This is a genomic window from Pelomonas dachongensis (assembly GCF_043555865.1).
GTDB lineage: Bacteria > Pseudomonadota > Gammaproteobacteria > Burkholderiales > Burkholderiaceae_C > Pelomonas > Pelomonas dachongensis.
In genome coordinates, this window is the sequence record NZ_JBIGHY010000006.1 from 119,169 (window position 1) to 143,601 (window position 24,433).

The window sequence follows — 24,433 nt, forward strand, 5'->3', positions numbered from 1 at the left end:
TTCAGCCGGCAAAGAAGGCGGCAACCGCCTCGGCGTTGGACGGGAAGTAGTGGTGCACGTAGCTCGCGCGCAGCGACCCCTGCTGGTACAGCGCCTCGGCGGTCTTGCCGCCGTTTGGGTTGCTGGCCGTGGCGATGGGCACGAGCGGCGTGTCCAGCGTGGAGTAGTGATAGCTGTGGCCACGCAGCGGGCCCTCGGGCCAGTTGATGGCCTGCAGCCCCAGGGCCGCCAGGCGCTGCTGCACATGGGCGCGGCCGGGCAGCAGGCCGGCCATGCGGCGCGTCTCGCCGGCCACATCCGTCAGGCCGTCCAGCAGCGTCAGCATGCCGCCGCATTCGGCCAGCAGCGGCTTGGCGCGCGCCACGTGCGCGGCCAGCGAGGCGGTCAGCGTGGGGTGAGCGGCCAGCCGGTCGGCGTACAGCTCGGGGTAGCCGCCCGGCAGCCACACGGCGTCGCAGTCGGGCAGCGGCTCGTGTCGCAAAGGCGAGAAAAACGACAGCTCGGCGCCCAGCGCGTGCAGCGTGTCGACGTTGGCCGGGTAGATGAAGCCGAAGGCCGCGTCGCGCGCGATGGCGATGCGGCGGCCCTGCAGCAGCGGCCGCGGCGGCGGATGGATTGCGTCCTCGAAGGACACGGGCGCGAACATGAAGCCTGGCTGCAGCGCGGCCTCCCAGGCGTCGGCCCAGGCGTCGAGTTGCACGTCCAGCCCCGGCTGCTCCAGCGCCTGCACCAGGCCCAGGTGGCGCTCCGGCATGGTGAGCCGGGGTTCCCGCGGCAGCGCGGCGATCAGCGGCAGGTCGGCGGGCAGCCCTTCGCCCACCATGCGGCCGTGCGCCGCGCTGCCCAGCCGGTTGGCGACGACGCCGCGGTGCCGCAGCCCGGGCCGGAAGTTCGCCAGCCCCGTGGCCAGCGCCGCGAAGGTCTGGGCCATGGCCGCTGCATCGATGACGCAGACCACCGGCAGGCCAAAGGCCTCGGCCAGATCGGCACTGCTGGGCTTGCCGTCGAACAAGCCCATAACGCCTTCGACCAGCAGCAGGTCGGCCTCGGCCGCCGCCTGCGAGAGCAGTGCCTGGCAGTGCGCGAAGCCGCCCATGAACAGGTCCAGCTGGTAGACGGGCGCCCCGCTGGCGCGTTCGAGGATGCTCGGGTCCAGGAAGTCGGGCCCGGTCTTGAAGACGCGCACGCGCTGGCCGCGCCGTGCGTGGCTGCGTGCGATGGCGGCGGTGACGCTGGTCTTGCCGGAGCCGGAGGAGGGGGCGCTGATGAACAGCGCGGCGCAAGTGGTCGTCATAGCGGCAGGGCGACCCAGCGCCCTTCGATCTGTGCAATATGAAGACGCGGGCCGAACACGCGCTTCAACGCGTCGTGCGTGCCCGCGTCTGCGGGTGAACCGGTGTGCACGATGCGGCCGTCGGCCATCAGCACCAGGTGGTCGGCCTGCAAGGCCAGGTGCAGTTCGTGCAGCACGCTGACGACCGTGTGGCCGCTGTGCACGCGCGCGCGCACCAGCGCCATCCAGTCGGCCTGGTGCGGTGGGTCCAGGTGAGCCAGCGGCTCGTCCATCAACGTGAGCGGCGCCTGCTGGGCCAGCGCGCGGGCCAGCAGCACGCGCTGGCGCTCGCCGCCGGACAGCGAACCCAGCCGGCGCTCGCGCCAATTCCAGCTCTGGGTGGCCGTCATCGCGGCCTGCACCGTGGCAAGGTCCACTGCGGTGGGGGGCGCCAGCCACGGCCGGTGCGGCAGGCGGCCCAGCATGACGACGTCCTGCGCGAGCAGGTCGTCGGCGCCGGTCTCCTGCTGGCCCATCCAGGCCAGCTGACGACCCCGCTCGCGGGCGGGCCAGTCGTGCAGCGCGCGTCCGGCGAGCTGCACGGCACCGTCGCAGCGCTGCAGGCCGGCGATGGCGCGCAGCAGCGTGGACTTGCCCGCGCCGTTGGGCCCGACGATGGCCGTCCAGCGGCACTCGGGAATGGCGAGGTCGATATCGCTGATGAGGTCGCGGCCGTCGATGCGGACGCGGGCTATGCGGGCGGTCAGCGCGTTCATCGGCGTGGTGCTCCGCGGCGATGCATCAGCACGAGCAGGTAGACGCCCCCGAGCAGCGCGGTGACCAGGCCCACCGGCAGCTCCTGCGGCCGGATCAGCGCGCGGGCCAGCACGTCTGCGGCCAGCAGCAGCGCGCCGCCGGCCGCGGCCGACAGCAGGATGAGCCGGCCGTGCAGCACCGGGCACATGCTGCGCACCAGGTGCGGCGCCACCAGGCCCACGAAGGCGACGATGCCGGTCTGCGCGACCGCAGCACCCGTGGCCAGCGCGAATGCGAAGATCAGCAGCAGCCGCACCAGCGGCAGCCGCACGCCCAGCGACGCGGCGGTGGATTCGCCCAGCGTCAGCGCGTCCAGTGCCGGGCTGGCCACCAGGCCCACCAGCAGGGCCGCCACGCCGCAGCCGGCCATCACGGCGACGCTGCGCCAGCCCAGCAGGCCGGTGTTGCCGAGCAGGAAGGCCTGCATGGCGCGCAGGATGTCCGGTGCCCACAGCGTGGCCAGGCCAGTCAGCGCGTTCAACACCACGCCCACGACGACGCCGGCCAGCAGCAGCCGAAGCGTCTGCTCCACGCCGCGCGCCAGCACCAGCGTCAGGCCCACGCCCACCAGCGTGCCGACGAAGGCGATGCCGGTCAGGCCGAGGTGGGCCAGCAGCGACGACGTGTGCGGCGACACACCGGTCAGCGCCAGCGCGATGGCAACGGCCAGGCCCGCGCCGGAGGCGCTACCCAGCAGGTAGGGGTCGGCCAGAGGGTTGCGGAACAGGCCCTGCGAGATGGCGCCGGCCATGCCCAGCAGCGCGCCGGCGCACCAGGCGCCCAGCGAGCGGGGCAGGCGGATGTCCCACAGGATGACGGCCATGTCGTCGTTGCGCAGGTCCGCCCAGCCGGTACTGCCAATCAGCACGCCGCCCAGCACGCCGGCCGCGCTGGCGGCCAGCAGCAGCGTGAGCAGGACGCCTGGCCTCAGGTTCACGAGCCGGCCTTCTCGCGCAGGCACTTGGCCATGATCTGCGCCGCCTCGGCCATGCGCGGGCCGGGGCGGGCGAGGATGTCGCCCTCCTCGGGCTTGAAGATGCAGAGGCGGCCGCGCTTCACCGCGTCGATCTGGTTCCAGCCCGGCCGCTCCGTCAGGCCTTGCGCGCCGCGCGAGCCGACCATGATGAGCGCCGGGTTGGCCTTCACGACGAACTCGGGGTTGATCTTGGGGAAGGGGCCGAGGTCTGCCGGGATGATGTTGCCGGCACCCAGACGTGTCAGCGTCTCACCCATGAACGACACCGGGCCAGCGGCCCAGAGGCCGCTGGCGACCTCGTAGTAGACGCGCACGCCGCGCGCCTGGGCCGGCACGCTACCGGCCGCCGCGGCCACGCCGGCCTCGATGTGGCGCCAGACGCGCTGCGCGTCTGGCACGGCCAGGATCTGGCCGATGGTGTTCAGCACGCGCTGCACGTCCTGGTAGCTGCGCGGCTCCAGCGCGACGACCTTCATGCCCAGTGCCCGCAGCCGCTCGGCCACGCGCGAGGACACGGCCACCAGCACCACGTCGGGCTTCAGCGCCGCGATCAGCTCGACATTGGTGTCGTCCATGCCGCCCAGCTTGGGCAGCGCGTTCACGCTGGCCGGAAAGTTGGAGTAGCGGTCCACGCCCACCAGCTTGCCGCACGCGCCCAGCTCGCAGACGGTCTCGGTCAGCGACGGCAGCAGGCTGACGATGCGTTGCGGCGGTGCCGGGATCTGCGTGACGTGGCCCAGATCGTCCTTGATGTCGACGGCGGCGGCTGGCAGCGTGGCGGCCAGCAGGCCAAGGGTCAGGAGTCTTCTAAGCATCTTGCGAATCCTCGATGGGCCGGGGCCAGGCCTGGCCGGCCACCATCAGTGTCAGCTGCCCGCAGCGGCGGGCCACATCCTGGTTCAGGCGGCCAAGTTCGTCCACGTACTCGCGCACCTCGCGACCCAGCGGCGAGATGCCCCAGCCGACCTCGTTGGAGACGAAGACGACGCGGGACTGCAGCCGGGGCAGCAAGGCCAGCAGCGCGTTGCGTTCGGCCTGCCAGCCGACGGTGTCTGGTGTGCCGCTCATGGGCATCAACCAGTTCGTCAGCCACAGCGTCAGGCAGTCGACGATGACCAGCGTGCCAGCCTCGTCGAGCTGTTGAAGGGCCGCAACCAAGGCCAGCGGCGCTTCGATGGTGTCAAAGCCCGCCGGCCGAGTGGCTCGGTGGTGGGCGATGCGCGCACGCATCTCCTCATCGGCCGCCAACGCGGTGGCGACGACGGCCACATGGCCGCCGAGCGCCTGCCAGCGCAACGCCAGCCTTTCGGCCTGGTGCGACTTGCCGCTGCGCTGGCCACCGACGATGAGTTCGTGCGCGCTCATCGGGCTCGTATTACAGCTGGGGTGTCCAGCGCAGCGAGGCCAGCGCGGTCATCGGCGACGAGGCATAGCCGTAGGCCGTTTGGTACTCACGCTTGAACACGTTGTCGACGTTGAACTGCAGCTTCACCTCGCGGCTGACGGCGATCTGCGCGCTCAGGTTCAGCAGCGCGTAGCCGCCCAGCTTGCGCGTGTTGAGCGCATCGTCGAAGCGGGCGCCTGCGGCTTGCACGCCCGCCCCCAGCGTCCAGTCGCCCAGCACCCAGTCGGCATTCACTGTGGCCAGCCGCTTGGCGCGGCGGGCCAGCAGCTTGCCGTCGGCGGTGTTGGTGGGTTTCTGCAGGTCCAGCGTGGCGCGCAGGTTGACGGCCATCAGCGTCGTGGCGCCGGCCAGGCTCACGCCTTGCAGGCGTGCCTTGGCGACGTTCTGGTAGCAGCCGAAATTGCTGTTGCAGGTGCCGGCGGCGCCGAAGACGATGAGGTTGCTGATGCGGTTGCGGTAGGCCGTGGCAGACAGCTCGTGCGCGCCGCTGTTCCACTTCAACGCCATCTCCACGTTGCGGCCGCGCTCAGCGTCCAGCGGGGTCACGCCGGGCTTGCTGAGGTCGGGGCCGTAGACGGTGCCTTGCTGGTAGATCGTCGGTGCGCGGAAGGCGTTGCCCACCGAGCCCACCGCGCGCAGGCCTCGGGCGATCTCGTAGCCTGCCAACAGCGTGCCGGTGTTGACGTCGCCGAACTGGCTGTCGCGGTCGTGGCGGGCATGGGCTTGCAGGTCGAAGGCGCCGGCCGACAGCAGATAGCCCAGGCCAAAACCGTCGCGGTCGCGCTTGCCGACGCCGGCGGTCACGAGGCCGCTGTTATCCAGTTTGTCTTCGATGCGCTCGGCCGTGAAGTTCAGCTGCTGGCCGGCGGCCAGCTTGTAGAAGCCAGTCAGCGCGAGGTTGCGCACGCGCGTGTCGGTCAGGTAGGGCGACGGGGTGGTCTCGTAGCGGTCGCGCGATTCACCGAAGCTCAGCTGCGTCTGCAGGTCGGGAGTCCATTGCGCCGTCCAGGCCAGGCGTGCGGCGTCGGCGTCCTGCTTGGTGATGTCGTCCACCAGCGGCCGCGAGCGGCTGCCGTCATACTGGCCGCGCGTGTAGGTGCGCATGACCAGAGCCTCGACGCGCTGCTCGGCGCTGAACTGCGCGCCCACGCGCACCATGGCCTGGCGCTTGCGGTGGCCGTCGCGGTCGGGCACGTAGCTGAAGGTGGATTCGGGCGTCGTCGCATTGAAGCCATCGGTGCCCTCGAATGCGCCGGTGATGGCGTAGTCGAAGATGCCGGCCGCGCCGAAGAGGCCGGCGTCGGCCTTGTAGGCGCCCAGGTTGCCGGCCGCCACGCCGAGGTCGGCGCTGGTGCGGCCACCGCCCTTGCGCGTGAAGATCTGCACCACGCCGCCGACGGCGTCGGAGCCGTAGATGGCGCTGGCCGGGCCCTTCAGCACTTCCACACGCTCGATCTGCGACAGCGGCAGGCCTTGCCAGCTGGCGCCGCCGGTGCTTTGCGAGTCGACCTTCACGCCGTCGATCAGCACCAGCGTGTGGCGGCTGTCGGCGCCGCGCAGGAACATGGACGTCGTCGCGGCCGGGCCGCCGTTGCGGACCATCTCGGCGCAGCCGTTGTTGCGCAGCAGATCCGCCAGGCTGGCGGCAGCCTGGCGCTCGATGTCGGCGCGGTTGATGACGGTCAGGTCGGCCAGCACCTCGGACAGCTTCTGCGGCGAGCGCGTGGCGGTGGTGACGACGGTGTCGAGCTTGTTGGACTGAGCGTGTGCGGACGCAGCCAAGGCCAGCACGGACAAGGCGAGCAGCGGCCGACGGGCCGCAATGGACAGTTGAGACATGAGAAAGACGCGAACGATCAACCAGCCGTGCTGACCCCCGCAGCAAGGCTGAAAAACGGCTGTTCGAAACAGCCCCGTTGTTGGCCGGTATCCGGGCTGGTGGACATCCGTTCGACGCCTTCCCGGTGTGGTGCACCAGTGGCTTGTGAGTCGAGCAGTGAGGCACGGGGCCTCGTCCACTTACCGTTGCGGGGACAGCTCAGGTTAGGCGTGCCGCGTGGCGGCGTGCCCTCCTGATTCCCGTTGAACTGCACCCGGCTTGGAACCGGGTGCGAGCACCAACGGCGCGCATTCTATCGGCCGCTGCTGGCGGCCGATCCGGGCTTGCGGCGCTTGGCCGTCTAGGGCGGATTCAACGTGGTGACCTGCGGGCCGCTGGCCGGCTGCGCTGCGGTCGGCAGCCTCTGGAACGACGCGTAGCCACGCTGGCGGCGCGCCTCGGCCGCGCTGGCGCGCCGTGCCGACGCCAGCGCGGCGGCCTGTTTCGCTTCCGGCAGATGGTGCGCACGCGCCGCGCGGCTGTCGGCGGCGCTGGGTCCGTCGAAGTCGATGGCGGCGCTGCTGCTGGCGCCGCGGCCGGCGGGGCAGGGCGAGTCGCGCAGGTCGCGGCCGTCAGGCCCGCCGCGGTAGACCTGGGCGCGTCAGACCTGGGTCTGCGCCGCCAGCGGCAGCGCGATGCACAGGGTCAGCAGCAGCACCAGGGTCTTGCTCACGGGGCGGGAGCGTCGCCCGGCGGCGCCGGTTTGGGGGGCTTGGGGCGGGGCGGCTTGGCGTGAATCTTGGCCAGTGCCTTGTCCATCTCACCCCGCAGCATCAGCTCGACGGCGCCGTAACTTTTCTCGATGCAGTCCTCCACCGCCTGGCGCTCGGCCAGAGGCGGCTTGCGCAGCACGTAGTTGGCCACCTCGGCCTTGTGGCCCGGGTGGCCGATGCCCAGCCGCAGCCGCCAGAAGTCGCCGCTGCCGAGTTGCGCGCGCATGTCGCGCAGGCCGTTGTGGCCGCCGTCGCCCCCGCCCAGCTTGAACTTCATCTCGCCGGGCGCCAGGTCCAGTTCGTCATGCACGGCCAGGATCTCCTGCGGCTCGATCTTGAAGAAGCGTGCCAGTGCCGCGACCGACTTGCCGGACAGGTTCATGTAGGTCATGGGTTCCAGCAGCCAGAGCGGGCCGCTGGCGCCGGGCGCGTTGTTCACGCGCGCCACCAGGCCGTGATAGGCCTTGTCGGGCTGCAGCGAGGCCTTTAGCCCGCGCGCCAGGCCGTCTATCCACCAGAAACCGGCGTTGTGCCGCGTGTCCTCGTACTCGGTGCCCGGATTGCCCAGGCCAACCATCAACTTGATCATTTCAGGATCGTAGCGGCCAGCAACGTGGCAGCTACATTCGGCCGGGACACTGCGCGCAACCAGGAGTGGACCGGATGAAGAACAAGGATTCCAGGGGCAGGTTGTCGGCAGGGGCCGCGCGGACATGGGTGTTGGTCGCGCTGGCCGTCGTGGCCCTCGCGCTGGCCGGTTGGTGGTGGACGGGTCGCAGTGCGGCCGATGGCCGCGACGCTGCGGCGTCTGCCGCATCGGGCGCCGCAGGCGCCGGCCGCCCGGCTGGCGGGCGCTTCGGCCGCAGCGGCCCGCAGCCGGTGTCTGCCGCGCGTGTGCAGCAGCGCGACATGCCGGTGGTGGTGGACGCCATCGGCAGCATCGCCGCCGCCAACACGGCCGTGGTGCGTGCGAAGGTCAGCGGCGAGCTGAAGGCGATTTACTTCAAGGAAGGCCAAGCCGTGAAGGCCGGCCAGGTGCTTGCGCTGATCGACCCGCGGCCCTTGGAGATCGCCCGCGACCAGGCGCAGGCCACGCTGGCGCGCGACCAGGCGCAGCTGGAGAACGCCCGCGCCGACCTGGCCCGGTACAAGGACCTGGTCGCCAAGGAGGCCGCGCCGCGCCAACAGCTGGACACGCAGCAGGCGCTGGTGCGCCAGCTGGAGGCGACGCTGCTGTCCGACCAGGCGAGCGTCGCCAATGCGAAGCTGCAGCTGTCGTACACGCAGGTCACTGCGCCCATCGCGGGCCAGGTGGGCCTGAAGCAGGCCGACCTGGGCAACAACGTGGGCCCGAACGATGCCAACGGCCTGCTGACCATCGCGCAGATGCAGCCGGCGGCGGTCGTGTTCGCGGTACCGGACGCGCGGCTGGCGCGCATCCGCGAGCAGCTGTCGGGCAAGCAGGCGCTGCCCGTGCAGGCCTGGGACCGCGAGCGCCGCGTGAAGCTCGCCGAGGGGCGCGTGGCCAGCACCGACAACGCCATCGACGCGACGACCGGCACGATCAAGGTCAAGGCGTTGTTCGACAACCAGGACGGCAGCCTGTTCCCCAACCAGTTCGTCAACGTGCGCCTGCAGCTGGACGTGCTCAAGGACGCGCTGGTGGTGCCGGCCGCCGCCGTGCAGCGTGGTGCGCCAGGCAGCTTCGTCTACGTCATCGCCGACGGCACGGTGACGCTGCGCAAGGTGCAGCTGCTGGCCACCGACGGCGACTGGACAGCGGTGCAAGGCGCGCTGAAGCCGGGTGAGCAGGTCGTCACCGACGGGGCCGACCGGCTGCGCGACGGCGGCAAGGCCGAGGTCATCACGGCGCCGGCCGGTGGCGCTTCGGCGCCGGGTGGCCGGGGGCGCAACCGCGGCGCGGCGGCGGCGTCCGCAGCCTCGGCAGCTTCGGACCGCTGACGGGACGCTGCGATGAACCCGTCACGCCTCTTCATCGAGCGGCCGGTGGCCACGTCGCTGCTGATGCTGGCCATTGTGCTGGCCGGCGCGCTGGCCTACCGGCTGCTGCCGGTGGCGGCCCTGCCCGAGGTGGACTACCCCACCATCCAGGTCACGACGCTGTACCCCGGCGCCAGCCCCGACGTGATGACGTCCTCCGTCACCGCGCCGCTGGAGCGCCAGTTCGGCCAGATGCCGGGCCTGGGGCAGATGTCATCCACCAGCTCGGGCGGCGCCTCGGTCATCACGCTGCGCTTCGACCTCAGCGTGTCCCTGGACGTGGCCGAGCAGGAGGTGCAGGCGGCCATCAACGCCGGCAGCAACCTGCTGCCGTCGGACCTGCCCATGCCGCCGGTGTACAGCAAGGTCAACCCAGCCGACGCGCCGGTGCTGACGCTGGCCGTCAGCTCCACGACGCTGCCGGTCACGCGTGTGCACGACCTGGTGGAGAGCCGGCTGGCGCAGAAGCTGTCGCAGGTGCCTGGTGTGGGCATGGTGGGCATCGCCGGCGGCCGGCGGCCGGCCGTGCGCATCCAGGCCAACCCCGGCGCGCTGGCCACGCTGGGGCTGTCCATCGACGACGTGCGCACCGCCATCGCGGCGGCCAACGTGAACCAGTCCAAGGGCAGCTTCGACGGCCCGCTGCGCGCGTCCACGCTGGATGCCAACGACCAGTTGAAGAGCGCGGCCGAGTACGCCAACCTCGTCATCGCCTACAAGAGCGGCAACGCGGTGCGGCTGCGCGACGTGGCCCAACTGGTGGACGACGCAGAAAACCTGCGCCTGGCCGCGTGGGCCGGCAGCAGCGGCCAGCCGTCCACGACCGCCGTCATCCTGAACGTACAACGCCAGCCGGGCGCCAATGTCATCGAGACGGTGGACCGCGTGCGCGCCGTGCTGCCTCAGCTACAGGCGTCGCTGCCGGCCTCCATCGACGTGCAGGTGCTGGGCGACCGCACCGAGACCATCCGCGCGTCGGTGCGCGATGTGCAGCATGAGCTGCTGTTCGCCATCGTGCTGGTCATCGGCGTCATCTTCGTTTTCCTGCGCAGCCTGCCGGCCACCATCATCCCGGCCGTCGCGGTGCCGGTGTCGCTGGTGGGCACCTTCGGCGTCATGTATCTCGCCGGTTTTTCGATCAACAACCTGACGCTGGTGGCCTTGGTGATCTCCACTGGCTTCGTCGTGGACGACGCCATCGTCATGATCGAGAACATCGCGCGGCACATGGAGGAGGGCGGCGAGGGCGTCAGCGCGTTCGCCGCGGCGCTGACCGGCTCCAAGCAGATCGGCTTCACCATCATCTCGTTGACCGTGTCGCTGATCGCGGTGCTGATCCCGCTGCTGTTCATGGGCGACGTGGTGGGCCGACTGTTCCACGAGTTTGCGATCACGCTGGCCGTCTCCATCCTGATCTCGGCCTTCGTGTCGCTGACGTTGACGCCCATGATGTGCGCGCGGCTGCTGAAGCACGAGCATCCCGAGGACCACGGCCGGCTGTGGCATGCGGTGGGCGACATGTTCGACCGCACCATCGCCGGCTATGGCCGCATGCTGACCTGGGTGCTGGACCGCTCGGCGGCGACGCTGCTGGTCTTCGTCGCGACTCTGGGGCTGACGGCCGTGCTGTACCTGATGGTGCCCAAGGGCTTCTTTCCAGTGCAGGACACCGGGCAGATTCAGGGCATCACCGAGGCGGCGCAGTCGGTGTCGTTCGGTGCGATGGCCGAGCACCAGCAGCGCCTGGCCGAGCGCGTGCTGCAGGACCCGGCGGTGCAGAGCGTGTCGTCCTTCATCGGTGTGGACGGCGGCAACACGACGCTGAACCAGGGCCGGCTGCAGATCGTGCTGAAGCCGCTGGACAGCGGCCGGCCGCGGGCGCCCGAGGTGACGCGGCGCATCACCGAGGCCGTGCGCAACGTGCCGGGCATTGCGCTGTACCTGCAGCCCGTGCAGGACCTGACCATCGAGGACCGCATCGCCAAGACGCAGTACCAGTTCACGCTGTCCTCGCCGGATTCGGCGGAGCTGAGCCGCGCCACCACCGCCGTGCTGGAGCGGCTGCGCAGCCTGACGCAGCTGGCCGACGTGGCCAGCGATCAGCAGGAGCAGGGGCTGCAGGCCTTTGTCGATATCGACCGCGACGCAGCCGGCCGGCTGGGCGTCAGCGTCGCGGCCATCGACAGCACGCTGTACAGCGCTTTCGGCCAGCGGCTGATCTCCACCATCTTCACGCAGAGCAACCAGTACCGCGTCGTGCTGGAGGTGGCGCCCAGCTTTCGCGACGGTCTGGACGGGCTGAACAAGCTCTACGTGCCCGGCACCGGCGGCGTGCAGGTGCCGCTCAGCTCGGTGGCGCGTTTCAGCGAGCGGCTGGCGCCGCTGGCGGTCAACCACATCGCGCAGTTCCCGTCGTCCACCGTGTCGTTCAATCTCGCGCCGGGCGCGTCGCTGGGCGAAGCGGTGCAGGCCATCCAGGCCGAGGTGGCGGCGCTGCAGCTGCCGCTCAGCGTGGAGACGCGCTTCGAGGGCGCGGCGCTGGCCTTCCAGGCTTCGCTCACCAGCACGCTGCTGCTGATCCTGGCGGCCATCGTGACGATGTACATCGTGCTGGGTGTGCTGTACGAAAGCACCATCCACCCGCTGACCATCCTGTCCACGCTGCCGTCCGCCGGGCTGGGCGCGCTGCTGGCGCTGCTGGCCTTCCGGCTCGACCTGGACATCATCGCCATCATCGGCATCGTGCTGCTGATCGGCATCGTCAAGAAGAACGCGATCATGATGATCGACTTCGCGCTGGAGGCCGAGCGGGATATGGGGATGGCGCCGCGTGAGGCCATCCATCAAGCCTGCCTGCTGCGTTTCCGCCCCATCCTGATGACGACGATGGCCGCGTTGCTGGGCGCGCTGCCGCTGATGCTGGGCACTGGCGTGGGCAGTGAACTGCGCCATCCGCTGGGTGTGGTGATGGTGGGCGGCCTCATCGTCAGCCAGCTGCTGACGCTGTTCACGACGCCGGTCATCTACCTGGGCTTCTCGGCGCTGGCCGCGCGGTTGAAGCGCGGTCGCGGCAAGACGGCTGAGGCTTCGGCGTGAACCTCTCGCGCGTCTTCATCGAGCGTCCCATCGGCACGGCGCTGATCACGTGCGGCGTCGCGCTTGCCGGGGCCATTGCCTACCTGCTGCTGCCCATCGCGCCGCTGCCGCAGGTGGAGTTCCCGACCATCTCGGTCAGCGCCTCGCTGCCCGGCGCCAGCCCCGACACGATGGCCGCCACCGTGGCCACGCCGCTGGAGCGCACGCTGGGCGCCATTGCCGGCGTCACGGAGATCACGTCGTCGTCTTCGCTGGGCAGCACGCGGGTGACGCTGCAGTTCGACCTCAGTCGCGACATCGACGGCGCCGCGCGCGAGGTGCAGGCCGGCATCAACGCGTCGCGTGCGCTGCTGCCCACCGGCATGCCTGGCAACCCGACGTACCGCAAGGTCAACCCGGCCGACGCGCCCATCATGATCCTGGCGCTGACGTCGGACACGTTGACGCGCGGACAGATGTACGACGCCGCCAGCACCGTGCTGGCGCAGCGGCTGTCACAGGTGGACGGCGTGGGCCAGGTCACGGTGGGCGGCGGGGCGTTGCCGGCGGTGCGCATTGACCTGGACCCGAACAAGCTGTCGGCGCAGGGCATCGCGCTGTCACAGGTGCGCGCGGCGGTCGTCGCCACCAACGCCAACCGTCCGAAGGGGCTGCTGGAGAGCGATGCCCGCAACTGGCAGATCGCGGCCAATGACCAGGCGCGCACGGCAGCGGACTATGCGCCGCTGATCATCAGCTACCGCAATGGCGCCGCGGTGCGGCTGCGCGACGTGGCTGACGTGACCGACAGCGTGCAGGACATCCGCAACGACGGCCTCGCCAATGGAAAGTCGGCGGTGCTGCTGATCCTGAACAAGGCCCCCGACGCCAACATCATCAAGACCGTGGACACCGTGCGCGGCCTGCTGCCGCAGCTGCGTGCGTCCATCTCGCCGGCCATCTCGTTGGACGTGATGATGGACCGCACGATGACCATACGCGGCAGCATCGACGAGGTGCAGCGCACGCTGGCCATCTCGTTCGGGCTGGTCATCGTGGTCGTGTTCGTGTTCCTGCGCCGGCTGCGCGCGGCGCTGCTACCGGCGGTGGCGGTGCCGGTGTCCCTGGCCGGCACCTTCGGCGTCATGTACCTGCTGGGCTACAGCATCGACAACCTGTCGCTGATGGCGATGACGGTGGCGACCGGCTTCGTCGTCGACGACGCCATCGTCGTGCTGGAGAACATCAGCCGCCACATCGAGCGCGGCATGGCGCCGCGCGAGGCCGCGCTGAAGGGCGCGCGCGAGATCGGCTTCACGGTCGTCTCCATTTCGCTGAGCCTGATCGCGGTGTTCATCCCCATCCTGGCGATGGGCGGCATCGTGGGTCGGCTGTTCCGCGAGTTCGCGGTGGTGCTGTCGGTGGCCATCCTGGTGTCCATGGTCGTGTCGCTGACCACCACACCGATGATGGCCGCCACACTGCTGCGCCCCCATGACAAAGCCAGGCCGCCGGGGCGCTTCGCACGCTGGCTGGGCCGCATCGGCAATGCGATGGTGCGCGGCTATCGACGTTCGCTGCGCTGGACGTTGCGCCACCAGCCCGTCGCGTTGGCGGTGCTCGCCGGCGTCGTCGCACTGAACGTGCATCTGTACGTGGCCATCCCCAAGGGCTTCTTCCCGCAGCAGGACACGGGCTTGATGATCGGCGGCGTGCAGGCGGACCAGGCCAGTTCCTTCCAGTCCATGCAGGGCAAGCTGCGCACCTTCCACGACATCGTGCGCGCTGACCCCGCCGTGGCCAACGTGACCGGCTTCACCGGCGGCGGGCGCAGCAACAGCGCCAACATGTTCATCAGCCTGAAGCCATTGTCCGAGCGCCGCGAGAGCGTGGACGCCGTCATCGCCCGGCTCCGCGGCAAGCTGGCCAAGGTGCCCGGCGCCAACATGTTCCTCGCGCCGGTGCAGGACATCCGCATCGGGGGACGGCAGTCCAACTCATCGTGGCAGTACACGCTGCAGGCCGACGAGCTGGCCGATCTGCGCACCTGGGAGCCGCGCATCCGCCGCGCGCTGACCGAGGTGCCCGAGATCACCGACGTCAACACCGACCAGCAGGACAAGGGCGTGCAGACCTCCCTGGTGGTGGACCGCGACGCGCTGACCCGCCACGGCCTGACGATGAGCGCGTTCGACAACGTGCTGAACGACGCGTTCGGGCAGCGGCAGGTGGGCGTCATCTACAACCCGCTGAACCAGTACCGCGTCGTCATGGGCCTGGCGCCGCCGTGGCTGCAGAGCCCGCAGACGCTGCAGAGCCTGCTGCTGACCGGCTCCGGCGGCCAACAGGTGCCGCTGGCCAGCGTGGCGCGCGTGGAGACGACGTCCGCGCCCCTGTCGGTGAGCCACCAGAGCGGCACGCCGGCCAGCACGATCAGCTTCAACCTGGCCGAAGGCGTGTCGCTGTCCGATGCGGTCGCCGCCGTCAACGACGCCGTGGCCCGCAGCGGCGCGCCGGTGTCGGTGCGCGGCAGCTTCCAGGGCACGGCGCAGGCGTTCCAGGCGTCGCTGAAGTCGCAGCCGCTGCTGATCCTCGCGGCCGTCGTGACCATCTACCTGGTGCTGGGCATGCTGTACGAGAGCCTCATCCACCCGATCACGATCCTGTCCACGCTGCCGTCTGCCGGCGTGGGTGCGCTGCTGGCCTTGATGGCCTTCAACACGGAGTTCTCCATCATTGCGCTGATCGGCGTGGTCCTGCTGATCGGCATCGTGAAGAAGAACGCCATCATGATGCTGGACTTCGCCATCTCGTCGCAGCGCGACGCCGAACTGCGGGGCAGCCGCCTTGCACCGGGCGCGGCCATCTACCGTGCCGCGCTGCTGCGGCTGCGGCCCATCCTGATGACCACCGTGGCCGCCGTGTTCGGTGCCGTGCCGCTGGCGCTGGGCCACGGCGAAGGCGCTGAGCTGCGCGTGCCGCTGGGCATCTCCATCGTCGGCGGCCTGCTGCTCAGTCAGCTGCTGACCCTCTACACCACGCCCGTCGTGTTCTGCTGCATGGACCGGCTCAGCCGCAGGCGCAGGCCAACCGCCACGCCCCGGACCGCCGCTGCAGCCGCCTACCCATGAAATCCATCCCCGCATTCGTCCCGCTGACGCTGTCCCTGCTGCTGGCCGGCTGCGCCGCGACGGCGCCCAGTCCACTCGCCGATGCGCCGCCGCCTGCCGCGTTCAGAGGTTCGACCGAGTGGCAGCGCGTGGCGGCCGACGTCGCCGTGCCGCAAGCCTGGTGGGCGCTGTTCAACGACCCGGTGCTGGACGAGCTGCAGGCCGCCCTCACTGTCGGCAACCAGGACCTTGCCGCCGCGCTCGCTCGCGTCGCGTCGGCGCGTGCGGTCGTGCAGGCCAGCAGTGCGGCGCTGTTCCCGACGCTGTCCGTCGGCGCTGGCACCGCAAGGTCGGCCAGCGAGGACAAGGTCGCCACCACGAACTCGCTGACGGCCAATGCAGCCTGGGAGATCGACCTGTGGGGGCGCCTTGCCGCCGGCGTGAAGGCAGCCGGCGCGAGCTACCGCGCCAGCCAAGCTGACCTGGCCGCGCTGCAGCTGTCGGCCCATGCGACGTTGACGCAGACCTACCTGTCGCTGCGCACCGCCGAGGCCCAGCAAGCGCTACTGGAACGCACCGTGGCCGCCAACGAGCGCGCGCTGGAGCTGACGCAGGCCCGCTACGCTGGCGGCGTCGTCGCCCAGACCGACGTGCTGCAGGCGCGCACGCAGCTGCGCAATGCGCAGTCGTCGCTGGCCGATGCGAGAAGCCAGCGCGCGCAGCTGCAGAACGCACTGGCGACGCTGGTGGGTCGCGCGCCGGTTGAGTTCCAGTTGCCTGCCAGCGCGAGCCTGCCAGCGCTGCCGCCCGTGCCCACGCTGCTGCCGTCCACGCTGCTGGCCCAGCGCCCCGACATCACCGCTGCACGCGAGCGTCAGGTCGCGGCCTATGCGCAGATCGGCATTGCCGACGCGGCGTTCTTCCCGAGCATCGACCTGTCGGCCAGCGCCGGCTACCGCGGCGCGTCGTGGTCCAACCTGGTGTCGGCGCCCAACCTCGTGTGGTCATTGGGCGCTGCCATCGCGGCGCCGCTGCTGGACGGCGGGCAGCGCCAGCTCGCCAGCGCGCAGGCACGGGCGTCCGCCGATGCCGCCACGGCGACCTACCGCCAGACCGTGTTGACGGCCTTCCAGGAGGTCGAGGACAACCTCGTGGTGCTGGCCGAGACCGGCGTCCAACTGGCGCTGCAGACCGATTCGCTGGAGGCCGCGCAGCGCAACCTGCAGATCGTGCTGGACCAATACCGTGCGGGCACGGTCAGCTATTTGAACGTCAGTGCCGCACAAGCCTCGGCGCTGTCTGCCGAGGCCGCTGTGCTGAGCGCCCGCAACCGCCAGTTGGCGGCGGCCAACGTGCTGTTGAAGAACCTGGGCGGGCGCCTGCCGCCGGGCTGATGCAGGCGAAGAGGCCGCCATACTGGGAGCCTCTTTCTTGACCTGCTGCTGCAAGAAGGGCTTTCCTGGCCGCCACCTTCTGGATGTGCGCGCCGGACGTGTCCTTTCGTCTCGGCCCTGACGCCGAGCGCAGCATGACTTCCTCTTCCCAACGTCTCCAGCGGGCCTTCGCCCGCCGTGCCATCGCGCTCGAACATCGCGATGGCATCTATCGCGTCCACAACGATGCTGCGCAAGCCACCTCCTGCTGCCGGCCGGATGGAGCGTTGAGGCGATGAGTGGATCTCACCGAGAAGCCCGCGAAGAAGACTGGCTGCAAGTTCCAGCGGCTGCCCAACATGTGTTTGGTTGCAACCTAACCGGACAGGTTGCTACTCATCCTTTAGTTGCAACCTTTGGGCTATGGTTGCGACTGATCCCTCAGTTGCAACTTTTCTGCCTCGTGGAAGACCTTGGCTTTGACCTGACCCTCGCGACCCCCACTGGCCGCAACGTGATCGTGGAGATCAAGCGCACGCATTCGATGCGTGACGTGCGGAACGCGCTCCTATCGCTGGTCACAGCGCTTGCGCAGCGCCCTGACGCCGACGCCCTCTGTCTGGTGTACGAGAGTCGGCTGTCGTCCCAGCGTCTGGAGGAGGAGCTTTCAACATTTCGTGAGCTGCTGCGACCCGACCTTGCCGAGCGCGTCTACTTGGCCATGGCCGTAGACCAAGATTTCCAAGGCACCCTGCCCCGTGGAACCGAAGGCCTGCTAGATGACTTGCGGGCTGCTATCCAACGGGACGGTGGCGAGGCGGCCGCACCCCGCGTGTCCCGCCAGCATGTGATGGCCACCTTGGTGCAACGGTGGCTTGACGGTTTCCAAGGCTCCAGCATCACGCAAACGCAGCGCCTCACTGGCGCGAGCCGTCCCACGGTCGCAGCAGCACACGCCGATCTGCGAGCTGCCAATGTCGTGCGGGTGCAGTCGCTCATGGTCACGGTCATTGACGACATCAGCGGGCCCATCCTGCAGAAGCTGGCTCAGGAGTACGCGAAGACGCGCAAGCTAGCTTGGTACACGGACGTTAGCGGGATGAACAGGTCGCCAGCCGAGATGGCGTCACGCCTCCTGAAACTGCAGGCCTCCGGGCGGATCGGCCTGGACGTGCAGATTGGGGGCGTGATTGGCGCCAAAGAGCACTATTCCGACCTGGACCTCACTGCCGCGCCGAGGCTGGATCTCTGCGTCTATGGCAGCGCCGACGGCATCGCGCGCCATCTTGATGCGGGCCTACAGCCGATCAAGCCTTTCGCGCATGGTCACCCCTTCTTGCAGCCCAGCCTCGTGCTCCACGAGCAGAGACCGTTGGCCGACACGACCGGTGCGAGCGGGAATGCTGCCCCCAGCTTGGACTGCCTGGCTGACCTGATGGAAATGGGGCTTGAGGCCCAGGCGCAACAGATGGCCAGCTTCCTTGTCGACCGCGCCAGAGGGATGCACCGATGAAGATCGACGAAGCGATTTCACCGTCCGAGGTTCTCGCCAGCGTGGCCGCCGCCCTGCCGGAGTCGGCACGGGCAAACGTCATCGTCGTCGGCGGCCTCGCCGCGGGCTACTACTTCTTCGCGGGCGATGGCGCCCGCGCTATTCGAACCGAGGATGTGGACTGCCTATTCAGTCCCTGGGCCCGCGCTGTGGCGGCGGCCGAAGACGTGACCGAGCAACTGCTTGAGGCCCACTGGACGCTTCGGGAAAACCGTGCGTTTGGAGCTCCCGGGGTCGGCAACAGATCCGCTGGAAGCTTTGCCGCGGGTCCGACTGCTGCCGCCTGGCGCCGATACGAGCCCCTGGTTCCTGGAACTGCTCTCGGCGCCGCCAAGCTTTGAGCCTGGCGACCCGTCGCGCAAGAAGCTGCGCAGGCTGCAAACCTCAGTAGGCGACTTCTCCATCGCCAGCTTCGACTTCTTGGCTTTGGCCGAGTGGCAGCCCATTCGGACCAGCCATGACCTCCACATCGCGCGGCCGGAGATGATGGCTCTCGCCAACTTGCTCCACCACCCCCGCGTAGACCCTCATCGCTGGCACGACGCAGAAGCGCTCAAACAAGGACCTGGGTCGAGTGCTGGCGCTGGCCTATCTCACCGTCCTACGGGACCGCCGGGACTGCGCGGACGAGTTGGCCACCTGGCCAGTCAACATGTGGGCCGCACTCCAGGACAAGTTCGGAGCCGCCGCCAGGAGTCTGGCCGCAGCTGCCAGTTCGGGCCTACAAGACCTGCTGTCCCGGTCGGTGGACTTCGATCAGGCGCTGATGATCGCCAACCTAGGGCTCTTGGCTTCGATGGACGTGGATCGCGAAGCGTTCCGCGCAACGGCCGAGCGCGTCCGGGCTGAGGTGCTCGAAGAACTGGTGGAGCTGGCGTCGTGAGGGCTGCGTCGCCTGAGCTGTCAAGCGCCCCTGCCGCCGTGGATCCACGCCAACGACGGCCACAACGGTGGCGATCCGCAGGCAGCCCTCGACCAGGTCAACGCCTTTGCGAACTGGTGGCGTGCCCGGCGGCCGGATGACGAGGCGCTCGCTGAAGTGCCTTTTGAAGCCAGGCGGGCGGACGGCACCACCTCGTACTGCTTGGCGAGGGCTTTGTACCCAATCGGTCCAGCCAGATAGGCCTGAACAATTTCGAGCTTCAGGCTCTCGTCATGCTTTGCCAATGAAAACACCCCATCGGTTGGATTGGTGTCCAACCTTTGGGGTGCAGTTCAAGAAGAAGCCCTTTGCGTTGGCTTGAAGCCGGCAGGAATTACTTCTTGCCCTTCTTGCCCTTCTTGTCGTCGGCGGCCGGAGCGGCGGCGACGATGATTTCTTCCGCCACCGGTGCCACCGGCGTCGCGACGACGGGGTTCGGCTTGCCGTGGGTGACGACCTTGACGCCGGCCGGCAGCTTCACATCATTGACGTGCAGCGAGTGACCTGCGGTCAGGCCGGACAGGTCCACCTCGATGAACTCGGGCAGTTGCTGGGCCAGGCAGGTGATTTCCAGCTCGGTGATGACGTGGTTGACCGTGTTCTTGTCGGTCTTCACGGCCACCGAGTTCTCTTCGCCGATGAAGTGCAGCGGCACCTTCTTCGTGATCTTGGTCGTGGCGTCCACGCGCTGGAAGTCAATGTGATTGACTTGCGGCTTGTAGGGGTGCATCTGGAAGTCGCGCAGCAGCACTTGCGTGACCGAGCCGTTCAGCTCCATGTCCAGCAGGGAGCTGTGGAAGGCTTCCTTCTTGAGGGCGTGGTACAGCGCGTTGTGATCGAGTTCGATCAGTGCGGGCTCACCGGCGCCGTAAACGATGCCGGGCACCTTGCCGGCCACTCGCAGGCGGCGGCTCGCTCCGGTCCCCTGCAACTTGCGCTCGAAAGCAACAAACTTCATGGTTTTCTCCAAAAGAGAACGGCACCCGCGACCAGGCGCCGTTGAAAAAGCCGTCTTGCGACGGCCGAGTGTTCCGATCAGAAGTTGTTGTTCTGCTCGGAGAAAAGGGAGGTGACCGACTCGCCGTCAGAGATGCGGCGGATGGTCTCGGCAAACAGGAACGCCACCGACAGCTGGCGGATGTTCTTGCAGGCCTTGGCTGCGTCGGTCAGCGGGATCGTGTTCGTGATGACGACCTCGTCCAGCTGCGAGCCGGCGATGCGCTCGATAGCCGGGCCCGACAGGATGGGGTGGGTGCAGTAGGCGTAGACGCTCTTGGCGCCGCGCGCCTTCAGCACCTCGGCCGCCTTCACCAGCGTGCCGGCGGTGTCGATCATGTCGTCCATGATCACGCAGTTGCGGCCTTCGATGTCACCGATGACGTGCATCACCTCGGACACGTTGGCGGCCGGGCGGCGCTTGTCGATGATGGCGAGATCGCAGCCCAGCTGCTTGGCCAGCGCGCGGGCGCGCACCACGCCGCCGACGTCGGGCGACACGACGACCAGGTTGCTGTAGTTGCGGCTCTTCAGGTCCGACAGCAGTACCGGCGAAGCGTAGATGTTGTCGACCGGGATGTCGAAGAAGCCTTGGATCTGGTCGGCGTGCAGGTCCATCGTCAGCACGCGCTCGACGCCCACGGTCTCCAGCAGGTTGGCGACGACCTTGGCCGAGATGGGCACGCGGGTGGAGCGCGGGCGGCGGTCCTGGCGGGCGTAGCCGTAGTAGGGGATCACGGCCGTGATGCGGCGGGCGCTGGCGCGCTTGAGCGCGTCGACCATGATCAGCAGCTCCATCAGGTTCTCGTTCGTCGGCGCGCAGGTGGGCTGCACGACGAACACGTCGCGGGCGCGGACGTTCTGCTGGATTTCGACGGTGACCTCGCCGTCTGAGAAGCGGCCGACGACAGCCTTGCCCAGCTCGAGACCGAGATGGGTGGCGATTTCCTGAGAGAGAACCGGGTTCGCGTTGCCGGTGAAGAGAACCGTGTTGAGCAGCACTTGGAGCCTCTGGTGTCAGTCAGTGGCTCGCTGAAGCGCGCGCCGGTTCAGCGAAGTATCAAAAGAATTTGGCAGGGGAGGAAGGACTCGAACCCTCGCATGTCGGAATCAAAATCCGATGCCTTGACCAACTTGGCGACTCCCCTACACAGGACCCGGCCTGGCGGCCGAACCCGTAAACCTTGTCAGTCGGCCCAGCCCGCGAGCGGGTGTTGAGCCAGACTGCGGCAGATTCGACCTGTCCACTCTGCAGGCTGAGCCTGCAGCAATGTCGCCAGGGACTGGTCGTCCTTGCCATCTATTCCATCCTCGGCGAGTACCGAAAACACCGCCGCGCCTGAGCCCGTCATCCGGGCGTTGCCGAATTGCTTCGACATCAGTTGCAACGCGTCTCGTACTTCACTGCTGATCGCTTCTGCTGCGGGCTGCAAGTCGTTGCGACCGAAGTCTTGACCAAAGCCTGCTGCGATTTGTTCTGCAGTTCCTGCCGAGGCGGGAAAGCCCGTGACTATAGCCAGATTTTCGGACCTTGCCAACAACGGGCTTGAAAAAATAGCCTGGGTCGACAAGCCCGCAGGTCCTTTGAGGATGGCGAAGCGCTGCTCCGGCAACTGGATGGGGTGCAGGATCTCGCCGATGCCTTCGACGAAAGCCGGGCCGCCGCCGAGGAAGAAGGGCACGTCGGCGCCGAGCTTCAAGCCCAGCTGCAGCAGGCGTGGCAGCGGCAGCTGCAGATCCCATAACCGGTTCAGCGCCAGCAGCGTGGTGGCCGCGTCGGACGAGCCGCCGCCCATGCCGGCACCGGCGGGAAGGCGCTTCTCCAGGTGGATGTCCGCGCCCAGCGTGCAGCCGGTCTCGGCCTGCAGCAGCCGCGCGGCGCGCAGACACAGGTCGTCGGCTGGCAATTCGGCATGACCGTCGCCCGGCACATCGTGGCGCTGCAGTCGACCGTCGGCGCGCCGCTCGATGTGCAGCGTGTCGGCCCAGTCGATGAGCACGAACACGGATTGCAGCAGGTGATAGCCATCGGCGCGCTTGCCGACCACGTGCAGGAACAGGTTCAGCTTGGCCGGCGCGGCCAGGTCATGGAGTGCCTTCATCGCTCCCTTCCAGCTTGGCGCGCAGCGTGACGACGGGATCGGCCAGACGCGTGGCCACGAGGCTGGGCAGCTTGGGCTCGATGCGCCAGCCCAGTTGCTCGAAGCCGCCGGCCGTCTTCTGGTGAGGCGCTGCCGCCCAAGGCCGGGCCTGCAGCCAGTCGAACAACGCGGCCACGGGCACCGGCTCGCCCAGCAGCTCGCGGGTCAGCGCGTCGAGGTCGTCGAAGCGGCGTTCGTCGTCGGGCGTCTGCAGCGTGACGCGGCCCGGCTGCCAGCTCGCGCGTGCGACCAGCGAGCCCAGCGGCGATGTCAGCTCCAGCCGGCCAGCCTGCGGCCCACCGAACAGCTCAAAACTGGCCGCGCCGCCGGTGCCGCGCTTGTGGGCGTCGCCGGCCACGGTCACGCTGATGCGCCCGCCCAGGCGTGTCTCGGCGGTGGTGGACGGTGGCGTCTTGGGCACCTGTGCGCAGCCGGCAAGGGCCAGCGCAAGGACGAGGAGTGCGGCTTTCATGGGTTCAGCTTCAGTCGGTTCATCGTCTCGCGCAGGGCCGCGTTGTCAGGCTCGCGCTTCGCAGCGTCGGCCAGCACGCGCCGGGCCTCGTCCTGTGCGCCGCTTGCCCACAGCACCTCGCCCAGGTGCGCGGCGATCTCGGCGTCGGGGCGCCCGGCATGGGCCTGGCGCAGCAGGCGTGCCGCCTCAGTCAGGTTGCCCAGGCGGAACTCGACCCAGCCCAGGCTGTCGACGATGAAGGGTTCGCCCGGCGCCAGCTTCAGCGCACGTTCGATCAGCTCCTTGGCCTCGGGCAGCCGCACGTTGCGATCCGCCAGCGAATAGCCGAGCGCGTTGTAGGCGTGGTGGTGATCGGGCTTGATCTCGATGACCCGGCGCAGCAGGCGCTCCATCTCGTCGAAACGGCCCAGCTTCTCGCCCATCATGGCCTGCTCGTAGACCAGGTCGGCGTCGTCCTTGAAGCGTTCCGAGGCGCTCTTCAGCACGGTGAACGCGCCGGCATGGTCGTTCTGATCGCGCAGCAATTGAGCTTCGGCCAGCAGCGCGCCGCGCACGGTGTCGTCGCTGGCGCCCGCGGCAGGCTGCAGCAGCTTGCGCGCGTCCGCCAGCTTGCCCTGGCGGGCCAGCAGGCTGGCGCGGCGGAAGGTCACGGCCGTGCTGTTGCTGTCGATCTTCTGCAGCGCGGCCTCGGCGCCCTTCAGGTCGCCGCGCTGCTCGGCCGCCTGCGACAGCATCAGCCAGCCGCTCTGCCGGCCTTCGGCGCGCGCGCGGATCTCGGCGTCGGTGCCGGCGGCAGGGGTGTCCAGGCGCTTCAGGCCTTCGCGCAGCGCCGTCTCGGCGGCGGCGGGGTTCTTCAGCTCCAGCTCGATCGCGCCGAGCGCGAGCCAGGCGGCGACGTTGTCGGGCGTCTGCTCGGTCAGCACGCGGAACTCGCGGCCCGCCTCGGCCGGGCGCTGCGCCTTCACCAGCGCGCGTGCGTAGGCCTGGCGCAGCGCGTGCTGTTCAGGCTTGGCGTTCAGACGCGCGGTGATGAGGGCCTCCGCCTGCGGTTCGGCGGGCAGCAGGTCCACCGCGAGCTGCATCGCGTCATCGCTGTCCGGCAGGGCCTGGCCGAGCTCGCGCGTCAGCGCCAGCGAGCGAGCGTTCTCGCCCGCGTTCAGCGCAAGCCGCGCCTCGGTGTACAGCGCCGCGGGCTTCAGTGCGCCGGTCTGCGCCTGCAGCACCGGCGTCAGCGCGGTCAGCACGGCCCTGGGGTCGGGCGAACGCTGGAACAGGCGCGGCAGCGCGGCGATGAGGCCCGGGCGCTGCACGGCAGGTGCCACACGCAGCAGCGTGGCCAGCGGCTGCGGCACCTCCGCCGGCTTGTTCATCAGTGCCAGCAGCTGCACCACGCTCTGGTGCGCTTCGACGGACGTCGGCTGCGTCTCGGCCCAGGCGCGGGCGGCCATCAGGGCCTGGTCGCCGGCGCGCTCCTTCAGCGCAATCTGGACGACGCGCTTGAACAATTCCTCGTCGCCGGTACGGCGGGCGGCGTCCAGCAGCACCTGGAAGGCCACGCCGGCCTGGCCGCCGTTCAGCTCCAGCTCGCCGATCAGCAGTTGGTAGAACAACGGCGCGTCCATCGTCGAGTTGGTGACGGGCGTGGCCGGCGCCTCTTGGGCCTGGGCATGCAGCCCCAGCAGCGACAGGGCGGCAGCGCAGACGGCGCGACGGACGGGAAGAGGCATGC

20 protein-coding genes, 1 tRNA gene and 1 riboswitch are annotated in these 24,433 nt (G+C 69.2%); of the genes, 7 read left to right on the forward strand and 14 right to left on the reverse strand.

Translation table 11 applies throughout. From position 1 onward, the window contains the following. Nucleotide 1: 1 nt before the first annotated feature. From ACG02S_RS16980 to pth, 7 genes are all read right to left on the reverse strand, one after another. Complete coding sequence (locus ACG02S_RS16980) at nt 2-1,294, reverse strand: cobyrinic acid a,c-diamide synthase CobB (RefSeq protein WP_394471663.1); 1,293 nt, start codon at nt 1,292-1,294, stop codon at nt 2-4. Then, entirely contained in the window at nt 1,291-2,049 is a 759-nt protein-coding gene (locus ACG02S_RS16985; protein WP_394471664.1) for an ABC transporter ATP-binding protein, read from the reverse strand. Before ACG02S_RS16985 ends, ACG02S_RS16980 begins: the two co-directional genes overlap by 4 nt. Next, entirely contained in the window at nt 2,046-3,026 is a 981-nt protein-coding gene (locus ACG02S_RS16990; RefSeq protein WP_394471665.1) for a FecCD family ABC transporter permease, read from the reverse strand. The genes ACG02S_RS16985 and ACG02S_RS16990 overlap by 4 nt, the downstream gene beginning before the upstream one ends. Continuing rightward, complete coding sequence (locus ACG02S_RS16995; RefSeq protein WP_394471666.1) at nt 3,023-3,880, reverse strand: ABC transporter substrate-binding protein; 858 nt, start codon at nt 3,878-3,880, stop codon at nt 3,023-3,025. Before ACG02S_RS16995 ends, ACG02S_RS16990 begins: the two co-directional genes overlap by 4 nt. Next, nucleotides 3,873-4,430, reverse strand: coding sequence for a bifunctional adenosylcobinamide kinase/adenosylcobinamide-phosphate guanylyltransferase (gene cobU / locus ACG02S_RS17000; RefSeq protein ID WP_394471667.1), 558 nt, complete (start codon nt 4,428-4,430; stop codon nt 3,873-3,875). The genes ACG02S_RS16995 and cobU overlap by 8 nt, the downstream gene beginning before the upstream one ends. A 10-nt stretch (nt 4,431-4,440) precedes the next feature. Next, the gene (locus ACG02S_RS17005) at nt 4,441-6,309 is read right to left on the reverse strand and encodes a TonB-dependent receptor domain-containing protein (RefSeq protein ID WP_394471668.1); all 1,869 of its coding nucleotides are present in this window, start codon (nt 6,307-6,309) and stop codon (nt 4,441-4,443) included. Between the two features lie 65 nt (nt 6,310-6,374). After that, a riboswitch (cobalamin riboswitch) is annotated at nt 6,375-6,607 on the reverse strand. 411 nt (nt 6,608-7,018) lie between these two features. Further along, the gene (gene pth, locus ACG02S_RS17010) at nt 7,019-7,651 is read right to left on the reverse strand and encodes an aminoacyl-tRNA hydrolase (RefSeq protein WP_394471669.1); all 633 of its coding nucleotides are present in this window, start codon (nt 7,649-7,651) and stop codon (nt 7,019-7,021) included. A 74-nt stretch (nt 7,652-7,725) separates the two neighbouring features. On the opposite strand from pth, the gene ACG02S_RS17015 reads away from it, so the two are divergent. The 7 genes from ACG02S_RS17015 to ACG02S_RS17045 all read left to right on the forward strand — a co-directional run bounded on the left by ACG02S_RS17015 (nt 7,726) and on the right by ACG02S_RS17045 (nt 19,056). After that, a complete protein-coding gene (locus ACG02S_RS17015; RefSeq protein ID WP_394471670.1) occupies nt 7,726-9,024 on the forward strand; it encodes an MdtA/MuxA family multidrug efflux RND transporter periplasmic adaptor subunit in 1,299 nt (432 codons plus the stop codon). A gap of 12 nt (nt 9,025-9,036) precedes the next feature. Further along, entirely contained in the window at nt 9,037-12,159 is a 3,123-nt protein-coding gene (locus ACG02S_RS17020; RefSeq protein ID WP_394471671.1) for an MdtB/MuxB family multidrug efflux RND transporter permease subunit, read from the forward strand. Next, entirely contained in the window at nt 12,156-15,269 is a 3,114-nt protein-coding gene (locus ACG02S_RS17025) for a multidrug efflux RND transporter permease subunit (protein WP_394471672.1), read from the forward strand. The genes ACG02S_RS17020 and ACG02S_RS17025 overlap by 4 nt, the downstream gene beginning before the upstream one ends. Next, nucleotides 15,266-16,642, forward strand: coding sequence for an efflux transporter outer membrane subunit (locus ACG02S_RS17030; RefSeq protein WP_394471673.1), 1,377 nt, complete (start codon nt 15,266-15,268; stop codon nt 16,640-16,642). Before ACG02S_RS17025 ends, ACG02S_RS17030 begins: the two co-directional genes overlap by 4 nt. A 406-nt stretch (nt 16,643-17,048) precedes the next feature. After that, nucleotides 17,049-18,134, forward strand: a complete 1,086-nt coding sequence (locus tag ACG02S_RS17035) for a hypothetical protein (RefSeq protein WP_394471674.1) — start codon at nt 17,049-17,051, stop codon at nt 18,132-18,134. Beyond that, on the forward strand, nt 18,131-18,514 hold the full coding sequence (locus ACG02S_RS17040; RefSeq protein WP_394471675.1) for a hypothetical protein: 384 nt from the start codon (nt 18,131-18,133) through the stop codon (nt 18,512-18,514). Before ACG02S_RS17035 ends, ACG02S_RS17040 begins: the two co-directional genes overlap by 4 nt. 233 nt (nt 18,515-18,747) lie before the next feature. Then, nucleotides 18,748-19,056 carry a hypothetical protein gene (locus ACG02S_RS17045; RefSeq protein WP_394471676.1) on the forward strand — a complete coding sequence of 103 codons (309 nt, stop codon included), beginning with the start codon at nt 18,748-18,750 and terminating at the stop codon, nt 19,054-19,056. Nucleotides 19,057-19,076: 20 nt separating this feature from the next. On the opposite strand, the gene ACG02S_RS17050 is transcribed toward ACG02S_RS17045, so the two are convergent. The 7 genes from ACG02S_RS17050 to ACG02S_RS17080 all read right to left on the reverse strand — a co-directional run bounded on the left by ACG02S_RS17050 (nt 19,077) and on the right by ACG02S_RS17080 (nt 24,431). Further along, on the reverse strand, nt 19,077-19,373 hold the full coding sequence (locus ACG02S_RS17050; protein WP_394471677.1) for a hypothetical protein: 297 nt from the start codon (nt 19,371-19,373) through the stop codon (nt 19,077-19,079). 56 nt (nt 19,374-19,429) lie between these two features. Next, nucleotides 19,430-20,053 carry a 50S ribosomal protein L25/general stress protein Ctc gene (locus ACG02S_RS17055; RefSeq protein ID WP_394471678.1) on the reverse strand — a complete coding sequence of 208 codons (624 nt, stop codon included), beginning with the start codon at nt 20,051-20,053 and terminating at the stop codon, nt 19,430-19,432. 77 nt (nt 20,054-20,130) lie between these two features. Continuing rightward, complete coding sequence (locus ACG02S_RS17060) at nt 20,131-21,093, reverse strand: ribose-phosphate pyrophosphokinase (RefSeq protein ID WP_394471679.1); 963 nt, start codon at nt 21,091-21,093, stop codon at nt 20,131-20,133. A 69-nt stretch (nt 21,094-21,162) separates the two neighbouring features. Then, nucleotides 21,163-21,239 (reverse strand) — tRNA-Gln (locus ACG02S_RS17065). Between the two features lie 39 nt (nt 21,240-21,278). Next, entirely contained in the window at nt 21,279-22,193 is a 915-nt protein-coding gene (locus ACG02S_RS17070; protein ID WP_394471680.1) for a 4-(cytidine 5'-diphospho)-2-C-methyl-D-erythritol kinase, read from the reverse strand. Then, the gene (locus tag ACG02S_RS17075) at nt 22,177-22,704 is read right to left on the reverse strand and encodes an outer membrane lipoprotein LolB (RefSeq protein ID WP_394471681.1); all 528 of its coding nucleotides are present in this window, start codon (nt 22,702-22,704) and stop codon (nt 22,177-22,179) included. Before ACG02S_RS17075 ends, ACG02S_RS17070 begins: the two co-directional genes overlap by 17 nt. Next, nucleotides 22,701-24,431: a tetratricopeptide repeat protein gene (locus tag ACG02S_RS17080; RefSeq protein ID WP_394471682.1), complete on the reverse strand. Its 1,731-nt coding sequence runs from the start codon at nt 24,429-24,431 to the stop codon at nt 22,701-22,703. Before ACG02S_RS17080 ends, ACG02S_RS17075 begins: the two co-directional genes overlap by 4 nt. Nucleotides 24,432-24,433: the final 2 nt, after the last annotated feature.